Origin of the sequence: Amycolatopsis sp. VS8301801F10, assembly GCF_046195355.1 — a bacterium.
Lineage (GTDB): Bacteria > Actinomycetota > Actinomycetes > Mycobacteriales > Pseudonocardiaceae > Amycolatopsis.
On sequence record NZ_CP176065.1, the window covers coordinates 8,922,984 to 8,941,338 of the forward strand.

Here is an 18,355-nt window from a genome sequence, read left to right on the forward strand (position 1 = left end):
GGCTGGTGAGCAGCGATGGGCCGGAGTCCGAGGGCGCGGCTTGGGCGAAGTGGTCAGCTCGACTACTCGGTGAGGCCGAGTTGTTCCAGCAAGGCTGCGCCGGCGACGAAGGCTTGCGCCGCGAGTGGGCCGTCGCCGTCGGCGAGGCGGCGGTATTCTCGTAGGGCCGCGCGGTGGTCGCCTAGGTGGCGGTAGCTGTCTGCCAGCAGGTATCTGGCTTGGTCGCTGGCGTCGCTTTCGGGGGCGAGCAGTTCGGTGGCGCGTTGGCTTGCGTCGATGGCGTCTTCGCAGCGGCCTGCGGCGAGGTTGGCTTGGGCCAGCTGATGCCACTGTTCGGCGGTGTCCTCGCCGCGCAGGGCGGCTTGGCCGATGGCTTCGGCGAAGTCGTCGACGGAGTCCGCGGGGTTGGGCCGGGAGCAGCCACGCAGGTAGCGCATTCGCCCGATCAAGCGAGGCATTCCTGGGGGCGGGGCGGCTAAGATGGTGTCGAGGACCTCAAGGTATCCGTCATGGTGTGTGAGTTGTTCTAGTGCCTCCAAGGCTTTTTCCGGTGCGCGTGCGGTAATGAGTGCGTCCAGCGCGGCTGTCGCAGTGGCGAGCGACGGGCGTAGCGTGGCGTCGAGAATCAAGAGCGTGCCTCGCGCTAAATGGTCGGACGCTGCCTCGGCGTGCCGTTGGCCGCGCGCTAATGCGGCTAGTGCGTCGGCGTGTGCGCCTTGGCTGGCGAGGAGATAGGCCAGCCAGTATTCGCCCCAGGCGCAATGGGTGTCGTTGCCGGAGCGGCGCAGTTGTTCGACGGCGGCCGCGGCGCTCGCGACGGCTTCGTCGGGGCGGCCGGCGTGGGCTGTCCACAGGCTGAGCCAGCATTCGGCGAGCAGGGCGCGGGGTTCGTCGTGGTACCGGTAGTGGAGGTCGATGGCGTAACGCAGCGCTGGTTCGGTTTCCTCGCTCTGGAAGAACTTCGCTCGCAGCTCGATCAGTCGCGCGGAGAGGTGCGGAGGGAGGTCGTCGGGCACGAGGGTCAGGCAGGCGCGTGCTTCGTCGGCCTCGCAGCGCAGGTCGTGCCATTCCGCGCGGGCGAGGAGAGCCTCGTCGGACAGTCCGGGCGGCGGCAGGAGATTCAGCGGCGGACGGCTGGTCGGCTCGAGCGGCAGGAAGTCGGTGAGCGGCTCGGCGGCGAGACGGGCGCGGATCCGGTCGCCTTGGAAAGTGTTGCCGTTGCGGCGGTCGAACTGGTCGGCCAGGTCCAGGGCGAGGCGGCGCATGCGGCGGGCGAGAACCCGCAGCGGGACCGTGTTGGGGTCCTCGGGTCCCAGATCCAGCACGGTATCCCCGCGGCCGGCGCGGACTAGCGCGCTGGCCAGCACCGCGGCCGAGGCAGCGAATTCCATGGTGCCGAACGGGCGTTGCCGCTTCTCGAAGCCCGCCATCGCGGCCAGCCAGTCGACGCCTGCGAGCGTGTTGCCGGTGAGCGCGCAAAACTCGATGATGCGGCCGAGGTTTTCCGGCGAATAGAACTCGCCGAACATGGCACGCCGGATCCGGCGGAAGGTCAGCGCCGCCAGGTCCCATTCGCCGGCGCGGGCCAGCGGCAGCAGCATCAGGCAGCGGGCCAGCGCGACCGGCTCGCCGGAGGACACAGGGTTCTCCAGCATGCCGGCCGCGATTCGCCGCGCGCGGGCCACGTCTCCCTTGCCCAGGTAGTGGTCGATCGCGATGACGTCGAGCCATCGGTCGTCTTCGTCGGTCGGCGCGGTGGCGACCCAGCGCAGGTAGGCCTTGTCGGCGGTCGGCCAATCGCCGAGGTGCGCGGCTACTCCGCGCTGCGCCGAGTAGATCTCGTGCTGCGGCAAGCCGGCGGCGGTGTACCGGTCCTCCACTCCTCGCAGGGAGGACCGGATTTCGGCGAGGCTGACGTCGGGGAAGTCGACCATGCATTCGACCAGCCAGGCGTACCAGCCGAGCAGTTCGGCCTCCTCGTTCCGGTCGAATTGCCACCGGCGCTGGTCGTACGCGTCGAGACATTCGAAGAGCAGGCGGCGCGTCTGAACCCATTGCCCGTCGAGGCGATACGCTTCGGCGAGCATCCGACGGGAACGGAACGCGGCCTGGGGTTCCCGCAGGCGGTCGGCCGTTCTTACCGCGTCGACCAGCAGCGCGGTTCTCTCCGCACCGTGGTCCATGGCGTGCGCCGTCCGCAACGACAACCACAGATTCGCGACTTGGTCCGTCGTGTCCACGGCCAAAATCTAGCGGATGCGGACCACGAAACTCTCCTGCGGCAACAAATAACCTGCTTCACGGTGACTGTGTTGGGCAGTGGACGCGTTCACCGTTGCCGGACGAGATCGGCGGAAACCTTCCAGAGTTGCTGCGCGGTCGCGTCGTCGCGAGCCCAGCGTTTGACGGCGTGGCTGTTGCCTGTCAAGTCGACGTCGTCGGGAACTGTCGCGGCTTCGTTGCCATCATCCAGGTAATGACCACCGTTATGGGCGAATTCCGGGGCGGTCGCGGCGACGAGAGTGGTGGCCGCGCCTTGGCTGACGGTTTTGTACGCGAAGACTCCAGCGGCTTCGAGCCGGTCCAGGTGGTCCTTCATGTCCTGGGTGAAATCTCGTTGCAGGCCAGTGGAAACTCCGCCGGGGTTGACCGCGTTGGCGACGATTCCGTCGGCCGCCCACCGGCGGGTCGCTTCCACCGCGAACAGCGAGTTGGCCGTTTTCGACTGCCCGTAAGCCAGTTGGGGGTCGTAGGCGCGGCGGGTAAAGTGGAGATCATCAAAGACAACAGGTGAGTACATGTGCGCGCCGGAAGTCACCGCGACGATTCGGGCCGCTCCTCGCTGGTTCGCGCCTGCGGCTAGGGCGTCGTGCAGGCCCAGTGCCAGCGCGAAGTGGCCGAGGTGATTGGTGGCGAACTGCAGTTCCCAACCCTGCGGAGTGCGGCCGAGGGTTGGGCGCATGACGCCGGCATTGTTGATCAGCAGGTGCAGCGGGCCGTCCCAGCTGTCGGCGAAGCGGGTGACGGTGGCGAGGTCAGCCAGCTCCAGGTGCGCGATGCGGACGGCGCGGTTTCCGGTGGATGCGGAGATGTCGTCGGCGACGCTCGCGCCTAGGGCGGTGTCGCGTACGGCCAGGGTGACGTCCGCGCCGACGGAGGCGAGCGCGCGGGCTGTTTCGCGGCCCAGGCCGGACGTGGCACCGGTGACGACTGCGCGGATGCCGACGAGGTCCAGTCCTGCGACTACGTCGCCGGCGGTGCTGGTGGCGTCGAAGGCTGTGCGGATTAGGGAGGGTTGAGGCACCCTTCGTACTATACGCAGTGGACGCGTTTTGTATAGTGGGTCTATGGGCAGCGATCGGCGCACGCAGGTACTGGACTCGGCCTTGGAGGTGTTCGCGCGTTACGGCTATCGCAAGGCGTCGATGGACGACGTCGCGAAGGCTGCGGACATCTCGCGGCCTGGTCTGTACCTCTACTTCTCGTCCAAGCCGGAGCTGTTCCGTGCCACCGTGCGGCATTCGCTCGACGGCAGCATCGAGGCGGCTCGGCTCGCTCTCGCCGATTTGCGGCGACCGCTGCGCGAGCGGCTGATCGAGGCGTTCGATCATTGGGCCGGGCGGTACGTCGGGCCGATGGCCGCGGAGATCGGCGTGCTGATCGACTCGAATCCCGACCTGCTGGGCACCATGCCGACTGAATACCCGAAGCGGTTTCGCGCGCTCGTCGTCGAGGCGATCGGAGGACGCTCCCCCGCCGACGTCGCTGGCACGCTGATCAGTACCGCGATCGGGATCAAGCACGACGCGGAAACGCGCGACGAATTCCGGGCCCGGATGACTGTCGCGGTCGACCTTTACTGCGGGCGCTGAAACTCAGACGGGCGGCCAGTCGCGCATGGCCGTGTCAGCGACTTCCTGCAGCTCTGCGCGAGTCGCCCCGCTGGCCGCTTCGACGGCGATTCCGAACGCGACCGTCATGACGTAGCGAGCCAGCCGGGCCGCGTCGGCGTTCGGTGGCAAATCGTGTTCCTCGATGGCGCGTTGGAATCTTTTCTCGAGGGCTTGGCGAGCGGCGTTTCGCCACTCGATCAGCAGTTCACGCGCCGGATTGCCTAGTTCGCCCGCTGCCAATGAGCCTTGGACGCCAAGGCAACCCGGCGGGCAGTCGGGATCGGTCGTCGCCCGGACGGCACCGTTGAGTATCGCGGCAGCCACTTTCTCGGCGGTCGGCTCCGCCCAGGCCCGCGGGCCATACGAAGCGGGGCCTTCGCTATAGAGCGCCAAGGCCTTGCGGAAGAGCTGCTCTTTGTTGCCGAAAGCCGCGTACATGCTGGTTTTCGTGATGCCCATGGCCCCAGTCAGGTCGGCCAGGCTGGCCCCTTCGTAGCCCCGCTCCCAGAACACCAGCATGGCGCGGTGCAGCGCCTCGTCGGCGTCGAATCCGCGGGGGCGGCCGATGTGCGCCTTGTCCTGACCGGTCACCCCGCCAGCATACCCCTTCGGTACCGATCGGTTCAGAAGTGCTACGGTCACCTTCAGTACCGATCGGTACCGAACTATCCGGAGGTCAGCAAATGGGACAGCTCGAGGGCAAGACGGCAGTCGTGACCGGCGGCAGCAGCGGGATCGGCCTGGCTGCCGCCGAACGGCTCGCCGCCGAGGGCGCGCACGTCTTCATCACCGGACGGAACCAAGAAGCACTGGACGCGGCGGCGAAGTCCATCGGTTCGGCCACCGCGGTGCCCGGCGACATCGCCGACCTGGCCGACCTGGATCGGCTTTACGACGCGGTTCGCGCTCGCGGCAAGGGACTCGACGTCGTCTTCGCGAATGCGGCAGCGGGATCCTTCGCGAGCCTGGAGGAGACCACCGCGGACCACTTCGACCAGGTCTTCGGCACCAACGTCCGCGGGACGCTCTTCACCGTGCAGAAAGCGTTGCCACTACTCAACAAGGGCGCGTCGGTGATCCTGAATTCGTCGGTGCGAGCGGACGACGGCCTCGCGTCGTTCGGGACCTATTCCGCGTCCAAAGCCGCCCTTCGTTCCTACGCCCGGACTTGGGCCAACGAATTGAAGGACCGCGGCATCCGGGTCAACGCGGTTTCGCCGGGGACGATCGACACGCCAGTGCTTGAGAAGGCGGTCGGTGCGGAGAAAGTCGATGAGGCGCGGGCGAGTTTCGCGGCGCGGGTTCCGCTCGGCCGGATGGGAACGCCGCGCGAGGTGGCTGAGGCCGTGGTGTTCCTGGCGTCGGAGCGGAGCAGCTTCATCCTCGGCGCGAACATCTACGTCGACGGCGGCGAGAAGCAGTTCTGACCAGCAGGAGCGCGGGGCCAACGGCGTCCTCGCGCAAGTTCACCCTGGCGGGAGACTATACATAGGTATAGCATGTTGTTCATGCGTATAGTGACGATGTCATGACCGACCCCGACGACCTGACCGCCCGCGCCCGGATCCGCGACGCGGCGATGCGACACTTCGGCGAACACGGCTTCGAACGCGCCACGATCCGGGGCATCGCGGTGGAAGCCGGGGTGTCCCTGGGATTGGTGCGACACCATTTCGGATCCAAACAAGCACTCCGCGAGGCGTGCGACGCGCACCTGATCAAGCTCATCCGCCAGCTCAACGACCAGGTGCCGGAAGACCTGGCCGCCAGCATCACGGCGAATCCCGTGGCGGCGGCGCGCATCGCCGTGGGGCCGTATCGGGACTATCTCGTCCGGGCGCTGGTCGAAGGCGGTGTCGCGCCGTTGTTCGACGAGATGGTCGAGCTCGGCACGAGCCGGCTCGTCGCCGCTGATCGGCAACGGCCGGATCCGCCGACGGTCGACGCCAAGGTCCGGGCCGCGATCGGCACCGCGATGGCGTTGTCGATCACCGTGCTGCATCAGCACATTTCCCGCGCGGCGGGCGTGGACATCCTCAGCCCGGCGGGCGACAACATGCTCGCCCGCGCGCTGATCGACATCTATTCGCATCCACAGCTCAGCCTCGACGAAGCGCGGGCGGCGCTCGCTCGCCTGCCCGCGGAAGGAAACTGACATGCCGCACGCCACGATTCCCCGCATCCCGCCGCTCGGACTCGGCGAGATGGCTCCTGAGCAGCGAAAGCTGGCGAAGCTCGGCGCGGACACCGTGATCCAGGTTCTGGCCCGCGCGCCGGAAGTGATGAAGGCGTCCGGCGAGCTGGGCGCTTACCTGTTGGGCCAAGGCAAACTCCATCCGCGGATTCGCGAGCTGGCGATCCTTCGCGTCGCGCTCCGGTGCGACGCGCCCTATGAATGGGCGAACCACGCGCCCGCCGCGCTGGGCGGGGGCGCGACCGAAGCCGAGATCTCCGCCCTCTCCGATCCGGACGCCAGCTGGCCGCCCGAGGACGACGCGGTGCTGCGCGCTGTCGACGAACTGTGCGCGAATGTCTTCGTGTCCGACGAAACCTGGACAGCTCTCGCCGCGACCCGCGACCACGCCGAGATCATCGAGATCCTGTTCCTCGTCGGCTATTACCGGATGATGGCGGGGTTCCTGAATTCCGCGGGCGTACCGGTGAAACCCGGGCAACCGGCGCTCGGCGAACCTCCGGCGCCCGTGGCGCTCCCGGACCACGAGTCCCGGCCCGCCAGCGGGAAAACCGGCCCGGACGGCAGGTGGAAGGTCACCTTCATCCATCCGGCGGGGAGCAAGGACCTGCTCCTCGACCTCGCGACCGACGGCTCGACGGTGTCCGGGTCCATTTTCGACACTCAGCTGAAGGTGACCGTCCCCCTCGTGTCCGGGAAGGTCGACGGGCCGGAGGTGGCCTTCACCGCGTTGGTGACCGATCCGGCGCGCTTCGAGGTGAGCGTGACCGGCATGGTCGACGGGGACGTGTTCTCCGGCTCCGTCACGATTTCCGGCGGCGGCATCTTCCCGCTGTCCGGGGTTCGGGAGGTCAGTCCCAGTAATTGAACAGAGCTTCGCCGACCGTCGCTGGTTTCCAGTACGCGAGGTCGGATCGAGTGAGGTGTGGCCAGTCTTCGGCGACGAAGGGACGTTCGAGGTCGGTTGGGGTGAGCACCCGGAACTGCGCCGTTTCCGCGAGCACGGCGGACAGTTCCGGTTCGTCGGCGAACTCGAGCGGTCCGGATTCGCGGGCCGGCGCGAACTCGAACGAGCGAGGCCGGGCGAGCGCGAGCACCGGGACGTCGCGGGCGGCGACGACCGAGATCGTGCGGTCCGGATACTCGACGACGGCTTGCCAGAAGTTCGGCGTGCCGTTCGGGACGCGGAAGTCGGCGACCGTTCCGCCGGTGCGCCGGGCGAAGTCGTAACAGAGACGGCGAACCTCGCGAACCTCGACCACCGCCGCATTCTACGCGGCCGGTCCCCCGGCGGTGGACGCGGAATTGCGGCGGGCGAGGACGGGTGGTCTTCTTGGCTCAAGATCGAAAGGTGAGCCGCCATGCCGTACGCGTACACATTCGACCAGATCCGCGACCGGCCGGTCACCGTGTTCGGTGCCGGGACGCTGGGCAGGCGCATCGCGCTGATGTTCGCCTCGCGCGGCGGGACTGTCCGGATCAGCGACCCGAACGCCGAACAGGTCGCGGCGGCGGCGGAATACGTCGCGGAGACGTTGCCCGTCGTGCTCGAGAAACGCGGCAGCGGCGAGATCGGCCGGGTCGAGGACGCGGCGTCGATGGAGGACGCGTTGCGCGACGCGTGGCTCGTCGTGGAAGCGGTGCCGGAGCGGCTGGATCTCAAAATCCCGCTGTGGGGCCGAATCGACGAGGCCGCGCCTGCCGACGCCATCTTCGCCACGAACTCGTCCTCGTATCCGTCGCGGATGATGGCCGAGAAGGTGCGCGACAAATCGCGGCTGTGCAACATCCACTTCTACATGCCGCCGACGGCGAACGCGGTCGACCTCATGTCGGACGGCGAAACCAGCCGCGCCGTGCTCGACACGCTGCTCGGGGTGCTGCCGGAGTTCGGCATTCATCCGTTCGAGGCACGCAAGGAAAGCGTCGGCTTCATCTTCAACCGCGTGTGGGCGGCGATCAAACGGGAGTCGCTGGCCGTCGTCGCGGAGGGCGTCGCCCGGCCGGAGGACGTGGACGGGATGTTCAAGATCAACTGGCATCTGCCGTACGGGCCGTTCCAGATGATGGACCAAGTCGGCTTGGACGTCGTGCTGGACATCGAAAACCATTACGCCGACGAGAATCCGCATCTGCCGGCCGGGCCGCGGGAGTTGCTGCGCAGCTACGTCGACGCGGGGAAGCTCGGGATCAAGTCCGGGGAGGGGTTTTACTCGTACGGCTGAATCACCGGCGGCACGACCTCGAACCACAGCCCGTCGTCCTTCACCGCGAGCGCGGTTTGGTGGCTACCGACCGTCGGGGCCAGCTGTGTCGCGAGGAGTCGGGCGTCCGGGCAGATCGCGCGGGCACCGAGCACCATCGGCAGCCGGTGCGGTGCCAAGACGTTCCCCGACCAACCGGCTGGAACCGTTCGGAGACAAGGGTTTGCGACCCGAGCCGTCGTGCTGGACGCGGAGCACAACAGGGTCTGGCCTGAGCGCGGATTCAGCAAACGTCCGCACCCAGGCCAGCACCGAGTTGCCAGAGTCAGCCGCTCAATCCAACGAGACCGCGACTTCCTCCAGCGCGTCCATCGACTCCTGCATGCCGCCCTCCATCCCGGACTCCAGAATGGTGTCGCGGAGCTCCTTGGTGTGCGTTTCCATCAGCATGGTCACTGTGGTGCGGTCGCCCGCTTCGGCGAACGTCACGGTGACCACGGGGGCCTCCACGTCCGCGGCTCCCGGGGTTTCGTAGACCTCGGTGTGAACGAGGCGTTCATTGGGCGCTATTTCTCGGTATTCGCCGTGAAAGGCGACCTCGAAATCGCCGTTCGCCACCATCACGTAGCGCCATTGGCCGCCGACTCGCAGGTCGATGTCCACCGACGTCACCGTGCCGCGCTTGCCCGCCCACCAGCGCTTCACCAGGTCCGGCGTGGTCCAGGCGCGGTACACGCGGTGCCGCGGGGCGGCGAAATCGCGGGTGATCAAAATCTGGTCGTCAGCGGGCAGGGTCACCTTCGCCGTGCCGGTCGTCGTCTCGGTCATGGTCTTCCTCCTCGGTCGCGCCCATTTCGTCCAGCACGGCGTCCAGCGAGGCGAACCGTTCCTCCCAGGAGCGTTCGTAGCGGCGCACCCAGTCGTGAATCGGTTTGAGGGCCCGGCCGTTCAGCCGGTAAAGCCGTTGCCGGCCCTCGTCCCGCACCTCGACCGCGCCGACCTCGCGCAGCACCCGCAAATGCTTCGACACCTGCGGTTGCCCCAGGCCCAGCACGCGGACGAGGTCGTTCACCGGACGTTCGCCCTCGGCCAGGACGTCCAGGATTTCCCGGCGCCTCGGTTCGGCGACGGCGTTGAAGACGTCCGCGGTGGTCGCTGCCCGTGCCATGCGGCAATCATATGCCGATATGGGTATGCGTCAAGAGGCAGGCCGGGCGCGGACGTGGAATCGCTCTCCTTGCGGTCCGAAGAGGGCCAGGATCTCGCAGACCTCGGTGCCGGCGTTGCCGAACCAGTGCGGAACGTGCGTGTCGAACTCGGCGACCTCGCCCGGACGGAGGAGCACGTCGTGCTCGCCGAGCAGCAGGCGCAACTGTCCGGAAAGGACGTACATCCACTCGTACCCCTCGTGGACCCGCAGGTCCGGGGGCTCGGCGGAGGGCTCGGGCGGGAGGAGCATCTTGTACGCGCGCAGCCCGCCCGGACGCCGGGTGAGCGGCAGGTAGGTCCGGCCGTGCCGGACGAACGGTTTCGGGTGCAGGCGCGGATCGCCGGGCGGGGGCGCGCCGACGAGCTCGTCGAGCGGGACCCGGTAGGCGCGGGCCAGGGCGAGCAGCAGCTCCAGGGTCGGTTTGCGCTGGCCGGATTCGAGCCGCGAGAGGGTGCTCACCGAGATCCCGGTGGTTTCCGAGAGGCCGGTCAGCGTCGCGTTGCGCTGTTTGCGCAGGGCGCGCAGCCTCGGGCCGACCGCGTGCAGGACCTCGCCGAGGTCCTGGTCGTCTTCGCTCATGCCGCCCAATTTGCCACTTCGGCAAAGAACTTTGTCAAGTCGGCGCGTTCTCCGGATAGTCCGTGGCACGGGGACGACAGGAGGATCCAATGGACGAGAAGTACGACGTGGTGGTGGTCGGCGGCGGTGCGGCCGGGCTCAGCGGGGCGGTGGCGCTCGCGCGGTCCCGGCGGTCGGTGCTGGTCGTGGACTCCGGCGAACCGCGCAACGCGCCCGCCGGGCACGTGCACAACTACCTGGGCCGCGAAAGCACGCCGCCGGCCGAACTGCTCTCGCTCGGTCGCGCGGAGCTGGCCGGGTACGGCGGCGAGGTGCTCGCGCAGACGGTGACGTCGATTGCCAAGGGAGACAACGGGTTCGAGGTCTCGCTGGCCGACGGACGGCGCGCGCACGCGCGGCGGGTGCTGGTCGCGACCGGTCTCGTGGACGAGCTGCCCGAGGTCGCCGGGCTGGCAGCGCGCTGGGGACGGGACGTGCTGCATTGCCCGTACTGCCACGGCTGGGAGGTCCGGGACCGGGCGATCGGCGTGTTGTCGACCGGCCCGATGACCGTGCACCAGGCGCTGATGTGGCGGCAGCTGAGCGACGACGTGGTCGTTTTCCGGCACACGCACGCGGATTTCGACGAGGCTCCGCTGCTGGCCCGCGGAATCCGGATCGTGGACGGAGTCGTCGCCGCGGTCGAGGCCGAGGGTGACCAGCTGACCGGGGTGCGGCTCGAATCGGGCGAGGTCGTGGCGCGCGAGGCGCTGGCGGTCGCGGCGCCGGCCAGGACGCGGGCGGACTTTCTCGCGCCGCTCGGCATCGAACCGGAACCGGTGGAGTTCAACGGTTTCGTGATCGGCACCCGGGTGCCCGCGGACGCGACCGGCCGGACGGCCGTGCCCGGCTTGTGGGTGGCGGGGAACGTCACGGACATGCGGGCGCAGGTCGTGGTTTCGGCCGCGGCGGGGTTGACGGCCGGGGCGGCGATCAACGGCGACCTGGTCGAGGAGGAGGCCGCGGAAGCCGTGCGGCTGCGGGAAATGCCGTTCTCGCACGAGATGGAGCGGGAGGTCGCGCGGGCCAACGAGCAGCACGCGGCGCCGCCGTTCGACCGCGCTTCCTGGGAGGAGCGGTACCGCTCGCGGGACGAAATCTGGAGCGGGCGGCCGAACGACCAGCTCGTGACCGAGGCCCGCGACCTGAAACCGGGGCACGCGCTGGACGCGGGCTGCGGCGAGGGCGGCGATGCGCTGTGGCTCGCGCAGCAGGGCTGGCGCGTGACGGCGGTCGACTTCTCCGCGACGGCCATCGAACGCGGGCGAGCGCAGGCAGCGAAACTCGGGGTGGCGGACCGGATCACGTGGCTCGCCGCGGACCTGTCCGAATGGGTGCCGGAGTCGAAGTTCGACCTGGTGACGTCGCATTTCCTGCACATTCCGTCGGCGGCCCGCACGGCGGCGTTCGCGCGGCTCGCGGACGCGGTGGCGCCGGGCGGGACGCTGCTGGTGGTGGGGCACGACCCCGCGGATCACCACGCCGGGCGGCCGCACATGCCGGACATGATGTTCACGGCCGAGGAGGTGGCGGAGACGCTGGACCAGTCGTGGGATTCGGTGGCCGCGGAGGTGCGCGAGCGGGCCGCGGCGGACGGGGAGACGGTGGTTCGGGACACGGTGCTGGTGGCACGGAAGAGGTGAGGGGTGGCTTCGGTCCGGTCGGGTGGGGCTCGGCCGGGCTGGAGGCGTTTGGGGTGCCGAGGCACGTGCCGAAGGGAGTGGGGGCGGCGGGTTCGGAGGTGGTGGCCGGTTAGACGGAAGTGGGAGCTCGGCCAGGTCGGAGGCGTTTGAGGCGCCGAGACAAGCGCGGAAGGAAGTGGGGGCGGTGGGTTCAGCGGTGGCGGCCGGTTAGTCGGGAGGCGGTGGTTTGGCCAGGCCGGAGTCGTTTGGGATGCCGAGACACGTGCCGACAGGAGAGGGGCCGCGGGCACGGAGGCGGTGACCGGTTAAGCGGGAGTAGCGGCTCGGCCAGGCCGGAGGCGTTTGGGGCGCCGAGACAGGTGGCGAAGGGAGGGGGCGGCGGGCACGGAGGTGGCGGCCAAGTTAGGCGGGAGTAGCAGCTCGGCCAGGCCGGAGGCGTTTGAGGTACCGAGACAAGCGCGGAAGGAAGTGGGGGCGGCGGGCTCGAAGGTGGCGGCCGGTTAGTCGGGAGGCGGTGGGTTGGCCGGGCTGGGGGCAAGCAGCGAAAGCGTCCCAAGTAAGGCCGCCCAGCGACACCTCTCAGGGAAGCGGACCCGCGGCTCGGCCGGGCTGGAGGTGGGGCGGTGAAAAACATGGTCGAGGAAAGGCGCGCGACGAGCAGCTCCCGTCGGAGCGGGCCTGACCCGGGACGAGGGAAGCACCTGGCTGGACGGCGCGCAGCGAACCCGCGTCAGGCGTGGTGTATGGATTCCACTGTGTACAGGTGCGGGTCGTCCTCGGCCAGGGCCGTGGCGGCGGACATGTGCTCGCGGCAGTGCGGGTCGGCGAGCATGGCGTGGAACGCATCGGCACTGGCCCACTGGGCGTAGTTCACCACGCGGGTTCCGTCGGTGCTCGCGTGGATGTTCGCGGATACGAAGCCGGGGCGGTGGCGCATGACCTCCTCCGTCGCTGTCGTCAGGACGGCGACCAAAGCCTGCTGCTTTTCCGGCGCTACGGTGAAGACGTTGACCAGGGTGGCAACGTCGGCGTCGGTGCTGATGGTCGTCATGGCTCCTCCTTCGACCTGACTGGCAGGCGCAGTATGTGTAAGGTTCCTGTCATGAGTCAAGAGACGACGCGGCGGCCGGGGTATCTCGTGAAGCGGGTGCAGCAGGCGTTTCGGCAGGTGTCGGACGAGCGGTTGCGGCCGATCGGGTTGTCGATGTCGCAGTACGCCGTGCTGGTCGCCTTGGCGGAGAATCCGGGGGCGTCGTCGGCCGAGTTGGCGCGGCGGTGTTTTGTGACGCGGCAGTCGTTGCGGGATGTGCTGACCGGGTTGAAGACGGCTGGACTGGTCGCGGTTGCCGAGGAAGCGTCGGCTGGGCGGGCGCGGCCGGTGCGGCTCACCGCGGATGGGGAAGCTCGACTGGGAGACGCGCATCGGGTGGTGGGCGAGGTCGAGGAGCGGATGCTGGCCGGGATGTCGGAGTCGGAGCGGCGGCGGCTGGCTGGGCTGTTGAGCATCTGTGCGGAGAATCTGGCGTCCGAGGATCGGTGAGATCGGCGGACTGCCGGGAGGGGAAAGATCGCGCGGCAGTGCGTTGAGCTGGTGAAGTGCGCCTCCTGTCGGTGGGGCTCGGAGCCGGAGGGTGCGGCTGTTCGAGGATCCGGCACCGGCTCGCCATGACACGGGTGAATCCCGCTCAGCGGGACGGATCGGCCTACTAATGGAGTATGGCCTCTGCGGAGTTATTGGTCTATACCATTTGGACAGGGGTTCACCGCCCCTCGGTCCTCACCGTGGAGGTTCCACCTATGCGTCTCCCCTCCCCCCGGAAACTGGCGGCCGCGCTCGGCGGGTTGCTGGCCGCAGCCGGACTGGCGGTCCCGCCGAGCGCCGCGGCGAGCAGCTCGTCGATCGCGCTCGCGCCCTATGTGGACATGGGCGCTTGGCCGTCGCCCGTGTTGTCTTCGATGTCCGAGCAGAGCGGCATCAAGAGTTTCACCCTCGGCTTCGTCACCGGAGCTGCCTGCAAGGCCAGCTGGTTCGCGGCCTACGACCCTCGGCAGGGGTGGCAGTCCGACGAGATCGCGAAGATCCGCGCGGCGGGCGGGGACGTCAAAGTCTCCTTCGGCGGCGCGTCCGGCGTCGAACTCGCGCAGGCGTGCGGGGACGTCAATTCGCTGGCCGGCGAGTACGAGGCGGTGATCAAAGCGTACGACCTCAAGTATATCGACATCGACATCGAGGGCGCGGCGGTCGCCGATCCCGGTTCGATCAAACTTCGTTCGCAGGCACTGAAAAAGGTGCAGGACGACAATCCCGGGCTCAAGATTTCCCTGACCCTGCCGGTGCTTCCCACCGGGCTCACCTCGGACGGAGTGAACGTCGTGACCTCCGCGCGGGACGCGGGCGTCGACCTCGACCTGGTGAACGTGATGGCGATGGACTACTACCAGGGCTCCGGCGACCAAGGGGCCAAGGCGATCCAGGCGGCGCGATCCACGCAGGCGCAACTGAAATCGGCGCTCGGACTGTCCGATGCGGACGCTTGGCGGAAGGTCGGCCTCACGCCGATGCTGGGTGTCAACGATTCGCAGAACGAGATCTTCTACCAAAAGGACGCCAGCGCCGTGGTGAGCTTCGCGCAGAGTGTCCACATCGGAATGCTGTCGTTCTGGGAACTCGGCCGCGACGCGAACGCGTGCAGCGGGCCGCTCTACCGGTGCACCAACATTTCCCAGCAGCCGTACGAATTCTCGAGGATCTTCGCCGGGTATTCCGGCTGAGGAGAAACGGAGCGGCCCGGGCCCGGCGCGGGACCCGGGCTGCTTCCGGCAAAGACTCAGGGCAGGTAGTACATCGGGTTCGGCAGCTTCACCGGGTGATCGGCGTAGCCGCCTTCGAGGTCGCTGAACTGGTCGCCGAGGTTGAGCACGATGTGCGCGCCGGTCGACTGGATGTGCGCGCGGGTGCCCGACTTGTACTGCACGGTGTTGCAGGTCAGCCCGCACGGCAGGTAGTCCGGCGGGGTGGTCTTCGGCTTGAAGTACGCGCCGGCCGGGGTCGGGTAGCCCTCGTTGGCGAGGTTCTTGAGCGACTGCGGGCCCTGCTTGTCGTTGCGGCCGGTCAGGAAGTAGATCCGCACGCCGCGGTCGGCGGCCCACTTCGCCAGTTCCAGCACCGGCTTGTTGGCCTCGAAAGTGCCGTCGTCGATGGCTTTCTGCTGCTTCACCGGGTCGAAGCCGAAGTCGTTGTCGGCTTCCCAGCCGTAGGTGACCTCGGACGTGTCGTCCACGTCGAGCACGATCGCCGGGTTCTTCACCTTCCCCAGCTTCTGCTGCAGGTACCGCTTCGCGTCGGCGACCACGCGCTTGGTGTCGGTGACGAACCGGCTGGTTTCGGAGTAGTGGTGCTTGCCGGACGCGTCGAGCCAGTCGCCGTAGTACGCCTTGACGTCGTTCTTCACCTGGCCGATGTTTGCCGGTTCGCGGCCGTGCGCGGCGGTGACCGCGTCCGATCCGGCGAGCGCGGTCGCGCCGCCTGCGACGGTGGCGCCGACGGCCGCCGCGGCGGCCAGTTTGACGAGAGCGGGAAAACGAGACACAGCGACCCTCCAGTGGTGATTCGTCAACCCGCCGAACTTACGCCGCGTTTCCCGGATTGAAAACCCTCCGTTGGGATGCGTTCGGCCCGGCAGACGAACGCCACCGGCGACCGGCCGATTCGCGTCAGCACCACAGTGGACTCTTCACTGCCGCGCGGTTTCAGCTTGCGCCGCAAGGCGTCCGGGTCCACCTCAAGGCCGCGGACGAGGATTTCCAGCCGTCCGACGTCGAGCTTCTTCAACGCCTGCCCAAGCGTTTTTTCCCGGTACGGCAACTGTTCCAGCACCCGGAACGCACGCACTCCCGGCGGCGGCGTGTCACCGGTAAGGTAGGCGATGCGTTCGTCCAGCTGCCACAAGCCGTGCCGCGCGGCGTAATGGCGCACGAGGCCGGCCCGCACGACCGCGCCGTCCGGGTCGATCAGCCACTCCCCTGCCGCCCGCACGGGAATGTCATCCGGTTCCGCGTCGGTGAGAGTCCACTGTGCACCGTCCGAACGCAACACTGTCGCGCGGCGCGTCACGCCGGACGAAAGCCCTCGCCACAGGCAGGCTTCGCGGACTTGGCCGTCGAGCGACACGAGTTCGACCTCGTCCGCCCACGGTGCGATGGAGAAATCCATGCCGGGCGCGCATTTCACCGACAGGACCCGGCCGGGATAGGCAGCCACGAGTTCGTCCAGCGGCGGCAGGAAGTCGGCCGGACGCCACACCCGGCGGCCCGCGGAATCACGGCGGGCGGGGTCGGCGACCACGGCGGTGTCGCGGGAAACCGGACGCAAGGCGTCAGCACGCGCGACGAGCGGCGAAACTCCGGCGGCGGAAGCGTTGTGCCGAGCCATTTCCAGCCGCACCGGGTCCACATCGGACCCCACAGCCACCGACGCGACCCGAGACAGTTCAACCAGGTCCGCGCCGACCGAGCAGGTGACGTCATGCACCGGCAACCCCGCGAGCCGGGAGGCCCGATGCCGAGCCACCGGAGTCGCGCTCGCCTGCTGCAAGGCGTCGCCAGTGAAGAGCCAATCCGCGGAGGCAGCGAGCTTCAAGGTCGATTTACGCCGCAGCGCAACGGTTTCCAGCACCGGCGAAGCGTGCTCTCCGACCAGGCGACGAGCCATGGTGACGTCCGCGATCCGCGAACCGTCCAAAGCGGAACACTCGGCGAGCGCCGCCCGTCCCGCGCCGGAGCGCAGGAAGGCGACGTCGTCGAGCGTGAAACTGTAGGGCAATTCAGGACGGCCGTTTGGTCCCGGTGATCATCACGTTGTAGAACAGCTCGCGCGGCAGCACCTTCGACAGCACCTTCTTGTCCAAAGCGGACAGCCGCAGCCACAGGTGGTAGGCGAACAGCCGCCAGCGCACGGTGAGCTTTTCCTGCGGCACCGCGGCCTCGAAGGTGCGGATCGGCCAGCCGGCCAGCGCCGCCGAGAACTCCTCGGTGACCGCGCGGACGTCCTGCGCACCGGCCCCGCGCGCCATCGCTTCCAGCTCCGACGGGTCGAAGGTGTGGATGTCGACCACGGCCTCCAGCGCCGCCGCGCGCGACGATTCGTCCAATTCGGACTGCGGACGCCGCCAGCCGCTCAGCGCGGGCAGCTTCGTGAGGTTCGTGGTCAGGAACCAGGTGAGCTGGCCGAGCCGGCGCGCGTAGCGGTCGCCGATTTTCGTCGGCTCGCCGGCGAACACGAAGCGCCCGCCCGGCTTGAGCACGCGCAGCACCTCGCCGAACGCCTGGCGCACGTCCGGGATGTGGTGCAGCACCGCGTGCCCGACCACGAGGTCGAACGTGTTGTCGTCGTAGGGGATCCGCTCCGCGTCGGCGACCCGGCCGTCGACGTCGAGGCCGAGGTTCTCGGCGTTGCGCAGCGCGACCTGCACCATGCCCGGCGACAGGTCGGTGACCGAACCCTTCTTCGCGACGCCGCCCTGCATCAGGTTCAGCAGGAAGAACCCGGTGCCGCTGCCCAGTTCCATCGCGTGCTGGTAGGGCTGGCCGTCCTCGCCGGCCACCGCGTTGAACACGTCGGTGGCGTAGGAGATGCAGCGCTCGTCGTAGGAAATCGACCACTTCTCGTCGTACGTCCCGGCTTCCCAGTCGTGGTAGAGGACGTTCGCGAGCTTCGGGTCGGCGTAGGCCGCCTTGACCTCGTCTTCGGTGGCGTGCGGGTTCGGCGCTGGGTCGGACACGGAAGTCACTTCCCCTCGAAACTGGCCTTGCCGGGGCCGTTGTCGATGAACGACTGCATGCCGTTCTTCTGGTCCTCAGTCGCCCACAGCGCGGTGAACAGCTGCGTCTCGATCTTCAGGCCGGTGGCCAGGTCGACGTCGAGGCCGGAGTCGATCGCCGCCTTGGCCGCGCGCAGCGCCACCGCCGGGCCGTTCACGAACTGCGAGGCCCACTTGTGCGCCGCCGCGTACACGTCGTCCGGCGCCACGACCTCGTCGACGATGCCCAGCTTGAGCGCCTCGTCGGCCTTCACGAAGCGGCCGGTGAAGATCAGGTCCTTGGCCTTGCTCGGGCCGATCAGCCGGGTGAGCCGCTGCGTGCCGCCCGCGCCGGGGATGATGCCGAGCTGGATTTCCGGCTGGCCGACCTTCACGTTGTCGCCCGCGATCCGCCAGTCCGCGGTGAGCGCCAGTTCGAGGCCGCCGCCGAGGGCGTAGCCGGTGATCGCGCAGACGACCGGCTTCGGGATGTTCGCGACCCGGGCGAGCGACGCGGTCAGCTCGGCGCCGAACTTCGCGATCTCCGGGTACGTGCGGGAGGCCATCTCCTTGATGTCCGCGCCGCCGGCGAAGGTCTTCTCGCCGCCGTAGAGGATCACCGCGCGCACGTCGTCGCGGTCGGACGCCTCGCGCGCGGCCTCGGCGAGCTCGGCCTGCACCTGGTTGTTCAGCGCGTTGACCGGCGGCCGGTCCAGCCGGATCGTGCCGACCCCGCCCTCGACTTCCAGGGTTACGAACTCTCCCACGGGATTCCTCCTCGTTGACGAACTGACA

Annotated in this window: 21 protein-coding genes; 8 read left to right on the top strand and 13 right to left on the bottom strand. The window is 68.5% G+C overall.

Annotation, left to right across the window (positions count from 1 at the left end):
- Positions 1-62: 62 nt before the first annotated feature.
- Both F9C11_RS40875 and F9C11_RS40880 read right to left on the bottom strand, forming a co-directional pair.
- Complete coding sequence (locus F9C11_RS40875) at positions 63-2,240, bottom strand: hypothetical protein (protein WP_409182675.1); 2,178 nt, start codon at positions 2,238-2,240, stop codon at positions 63-65.
- An 89-nt stretch (positions 2,241-2,329) separates the two neighbouring features.
- Positions 2,330-3,304 (bottom strand): SDR family NAD(P)-dependent oxidoreductase, encoded by a 975-nt coding sequence (locus F9C11_RS40880; protein ID WP_409182676.1) that lies wholly within the window; start codon positions 3,302-3,304, stop codon positions 2,330-2,332.
- A gap of 43 nt (positions 3,305-3,347) precedes the next feature.
- On the opposite strand from F9C11_RS40880, the gene F9C11_RS40885 reads away from it, so the two are divergent.
- Positions 3,348-3,872: a TetR/AcrR family transcriptional regulator gene (locus F9C11_RS40885; protein WP_409182677.1), complete on the top strand. Its 525-nt coding sequence runs from the start codon at positions 3,348-3,350 to the stop codon at positions 3,870-3,872.
- Between the two features lie 3 nt (positions 3,873-3,875).
- On the opposite strand, the gene F9C11_RS40890 is transcribed toward F9C11_RS40885, so the two are convergent.
- Positions 3,876-4,484 carry a TetR/AcrR family transcriptional regulator gene (locus F9C11_RS40890; protein WP_409182678.1) on the bottom strand — a complete coding sequence of 203 codons (609 nt, stop codon included), beginning with the start codon at positions 4,482-4,484 and terminating at the stop codon, positions 3,876-3,878.
- A 92-nt stretch (positions 4,485-4,576) separates the two neighbouring features.
- On the opposite strand from F9C11_RS40890, the gene F9C11_RS40895 reads away from it, so the two are divergent.
- From F9C11_RS40895 to F9C11_RS40905, 3 genes are all read left to right on the top strand, one after another.
- Complete coding sequence (locus tag F9C11_RS40895; protein ID WP_409182679.1) at positions 4,577-5,320, top strand: glucose 1-dehydrogenase; 744 nt, start codon at positions 4,577-4,579, stop codon at positions 5,318-5,320.
- A 101-nt stretch (positions 5,321-5,421) separates the two neighbouring features.
- Positions 5,422-6,048: a TetR/AcrR family transcriptional regulator gene (locus F9C11_RS40900; RefSeq protein WP_409182680.1), complete on the top strand. Its 627-nt coding sequence runs from the start codon at positions 5,422-5,424 to the stop codon at positions 6,046-6,048.
- 1 nt (position 6,049) lies between these two features.
- A complete protein-coding gene (locus F9C11_RS40905; RefSeq protein WP_409182681.1) occupies positions 6,050-6,955 on the top strand; it encodes a carboxymuconolactone decarboxylase family protein in 906 nt (301 codons plus the stop codon).
- Here the strand turns inward: F9C11_RS40905 and F9C11_RS40910 are convergent.
- Positions 6,939-7,349, bottom strand: a complete 411-nt coding sequence (locus F9C11_RS40910) for a hypothetical protein (RefSeq protein WP_409182682.1) — start codon at positions 7,347-7,349, stop codon at positions 6,939-6,941. The two genes, F9C11_RS40905 and F9C11_RS40910, sit on opposite strands and share 17 nt — an antisense overlap.
- Before the next feature lie 99 nt (positions 7,350-7,448).
- Between F9C11_RS40910 and F9C11_RS40915 the strand changes: the two genes are divergently transcribed.
- Complete coding sequence (locus F9C11_RS40915) at positions 7,449-8,312, top strand: 3-hydroxyacyl-CoA dehydrogenase family protein (protein ID WP_409182683.1); 864 nt, start codon at positions 7,449-7,451, stop codon at positions 8,310-8,312.
- Here the strand turns inward: F9C11_RS40915 and F9C11_RS40920 are convergent.
- From F9C11_RS40920 to F9C11_RS40935, 4 genes are all read right to left on the bottom strand, one after another.
- Positions 8,297-8,470 carry a hypothetical protein gene (locus F9C11_RS40920; RefSeq protein ID WP_409182684.1) on the bottom strand — a complete coding sequence of 58 codons (174 nt, stop codon included), beginning with the start codon at positions 8,468-8,470 and terminating at the stop codon, positions 8,297-8,299. The two genes, F9C11_RS40915 and F9C11_RS40920, sit on opposite strands and share 16 nt — an antisense overlap.
- Positions 8,471-8,624: 154 nt before the next feature.
- A complete protein-coding gene (locus F9C11_RS40925; RefSeq protein ID WP_409182685.1) occupies positions 8,625-9,119 on the bottom strand; it encodes an SRPBCC family protein in 495 nt (164 codons plus the stop codon).
- Entirely contained in the window at positions 9,073-9,459 is a 387-nt protein-coding gene (locus F9C11_RS40930; RefSeq protein WP_409182686.1) for an ArsR/SmtB family transcription factor, read from the bottom strand. The genes F9C11_RS40925 and F9C11_RS40930 overlap by 47 nt, the downstream gene beginning before the upstream one ends.
- A gap of 30 nt (positions 9,460-9,489) precedes the next feature.
- Positions 9,490-10,080 (bottom strand): helix-turn-helix domain-containing protein, encoded by a 591-nt coding sequence (locus F9C11_RS40935; RefSeq protein WP_409182687.1) that lies wholly within the window; start codon positions 10,078-10,080, stop codon positions 9,490-9,492.
- Positions 10,081-10,169: 89 nt separating this feature from the next.
- Between F9C11_RS40935 and F9C11_RS40940 the strand changes: the two genes are divergently transcribed.
- Positions 10,170-11,762 (top strand): methyltransferase domain-containing protein, encoded by a 1,593-nt coding sequence (locus F9C11_RS40940; RefSeq protein ID WP_409182688.1) that lies wholly within the window; start codon positions 10,170-10,172, stop codon positions 11,760-11,762.
- A gap of 730 nt (positions 11,763-12,492) precedes the next feature.
- On the opposite strand, the gene F9C11_RS40945 is transcribed toward F9C11_RS40940, so the two are convergent.
- A complete protein-coding gene (locus tag F9C11_RS40945) occupies positions 12,493-12,813 on the bottom strand; it encodes a putative quinol monooxygenase (RefSeq protein WP_409182689.1) in 321 nt (106 codons plus the stop codon).
- A gap of 51 nt (positions 12,814-12,864) precedes the next feature.
- Here F9C11_RS40945 and F9C11_RS40950 point away from each other — a divergent pair, with 51 nt between their 5' ends.
- Positions 12,865-13,302, top strand: coding sequence for a MarR family winged helix-turn-helix transcriptional regulator (locus tag F9C11_RS40950; protein ID WP_409182690.1), 438 nt, complete (start codon positions 12,865-12,867; stop codon positions 13,300-13,302).
- A gap of 257 nt (positions 13,303-13,559) precedes the next feature.
- Positions 13,560-14,534: a chitinase gene (locus F9C11_RS40955; protein WP_409182691.1), complete on the top strand. Its 975-nt coding sequence runs from the start codon at positions 13,560-13,562 to the stop codon at positions 14,532-14,534.
- 56 nt (positions 14,535-14,590) lie between these two features.
- On the opposite strand, the gene F9C11_RS40960 is transcribed toward F9C11_RS40955, so the two are convergent.
- The 4 genes from F9C11_RS40960 to F9C11_RS40975 are packed head-to-tail and all read right to left on the bottom strand — an operon-like array spanning position 14,591 to position 18,327.
- A complete protein-coding gene (locus F9C11_RS40960) occupies positions 14,591-15,352 on the bottom strand; it encodes an HAD family acid phosphatase (protein WP_409182692.1) in 762 nt (253 codons plus the stop codon).
- 23 nt (positions 15,353-15,375) lie between these two features.
- Positions 15,376-16,584 (bottom strand): THUMP-like domain-containing protein, encoded by a 1,209-nt coding sequence (locus F9C11_RS40965; protein ID WP_409182693.1) that lies wholly within the window; start codon positions 16,582-16,584, stop codon positions 15,376-15,378.
- Between the two features lies 1 nt (position 16,585).
- Entirely contained in the window at positions 16,586-17,551 is a 966-nt protein-coding gene (locus F9C11_RS40970; protein ID WP_409182694.1) for a class I SAM-dependent methyltransferase, read from the bottom strand.
- Complete coding sequence (locus F9C11_RS40975) at positions 17,548-18,327, bottom strand: enoyl-CoA hydratase/isomerase family protein (protein WP_409182695.1); 780 nt, start codon at positions 18,325-18,327, stop codon at positions 17,548-17,550. The genes F9C11_RS40970 and F9C11_RS40975 overlap by 4 nt, the downstream gene beginning before the upstream one ends.
- Positions 18,328-18,355: the final 28 nt, after the last annotated feature.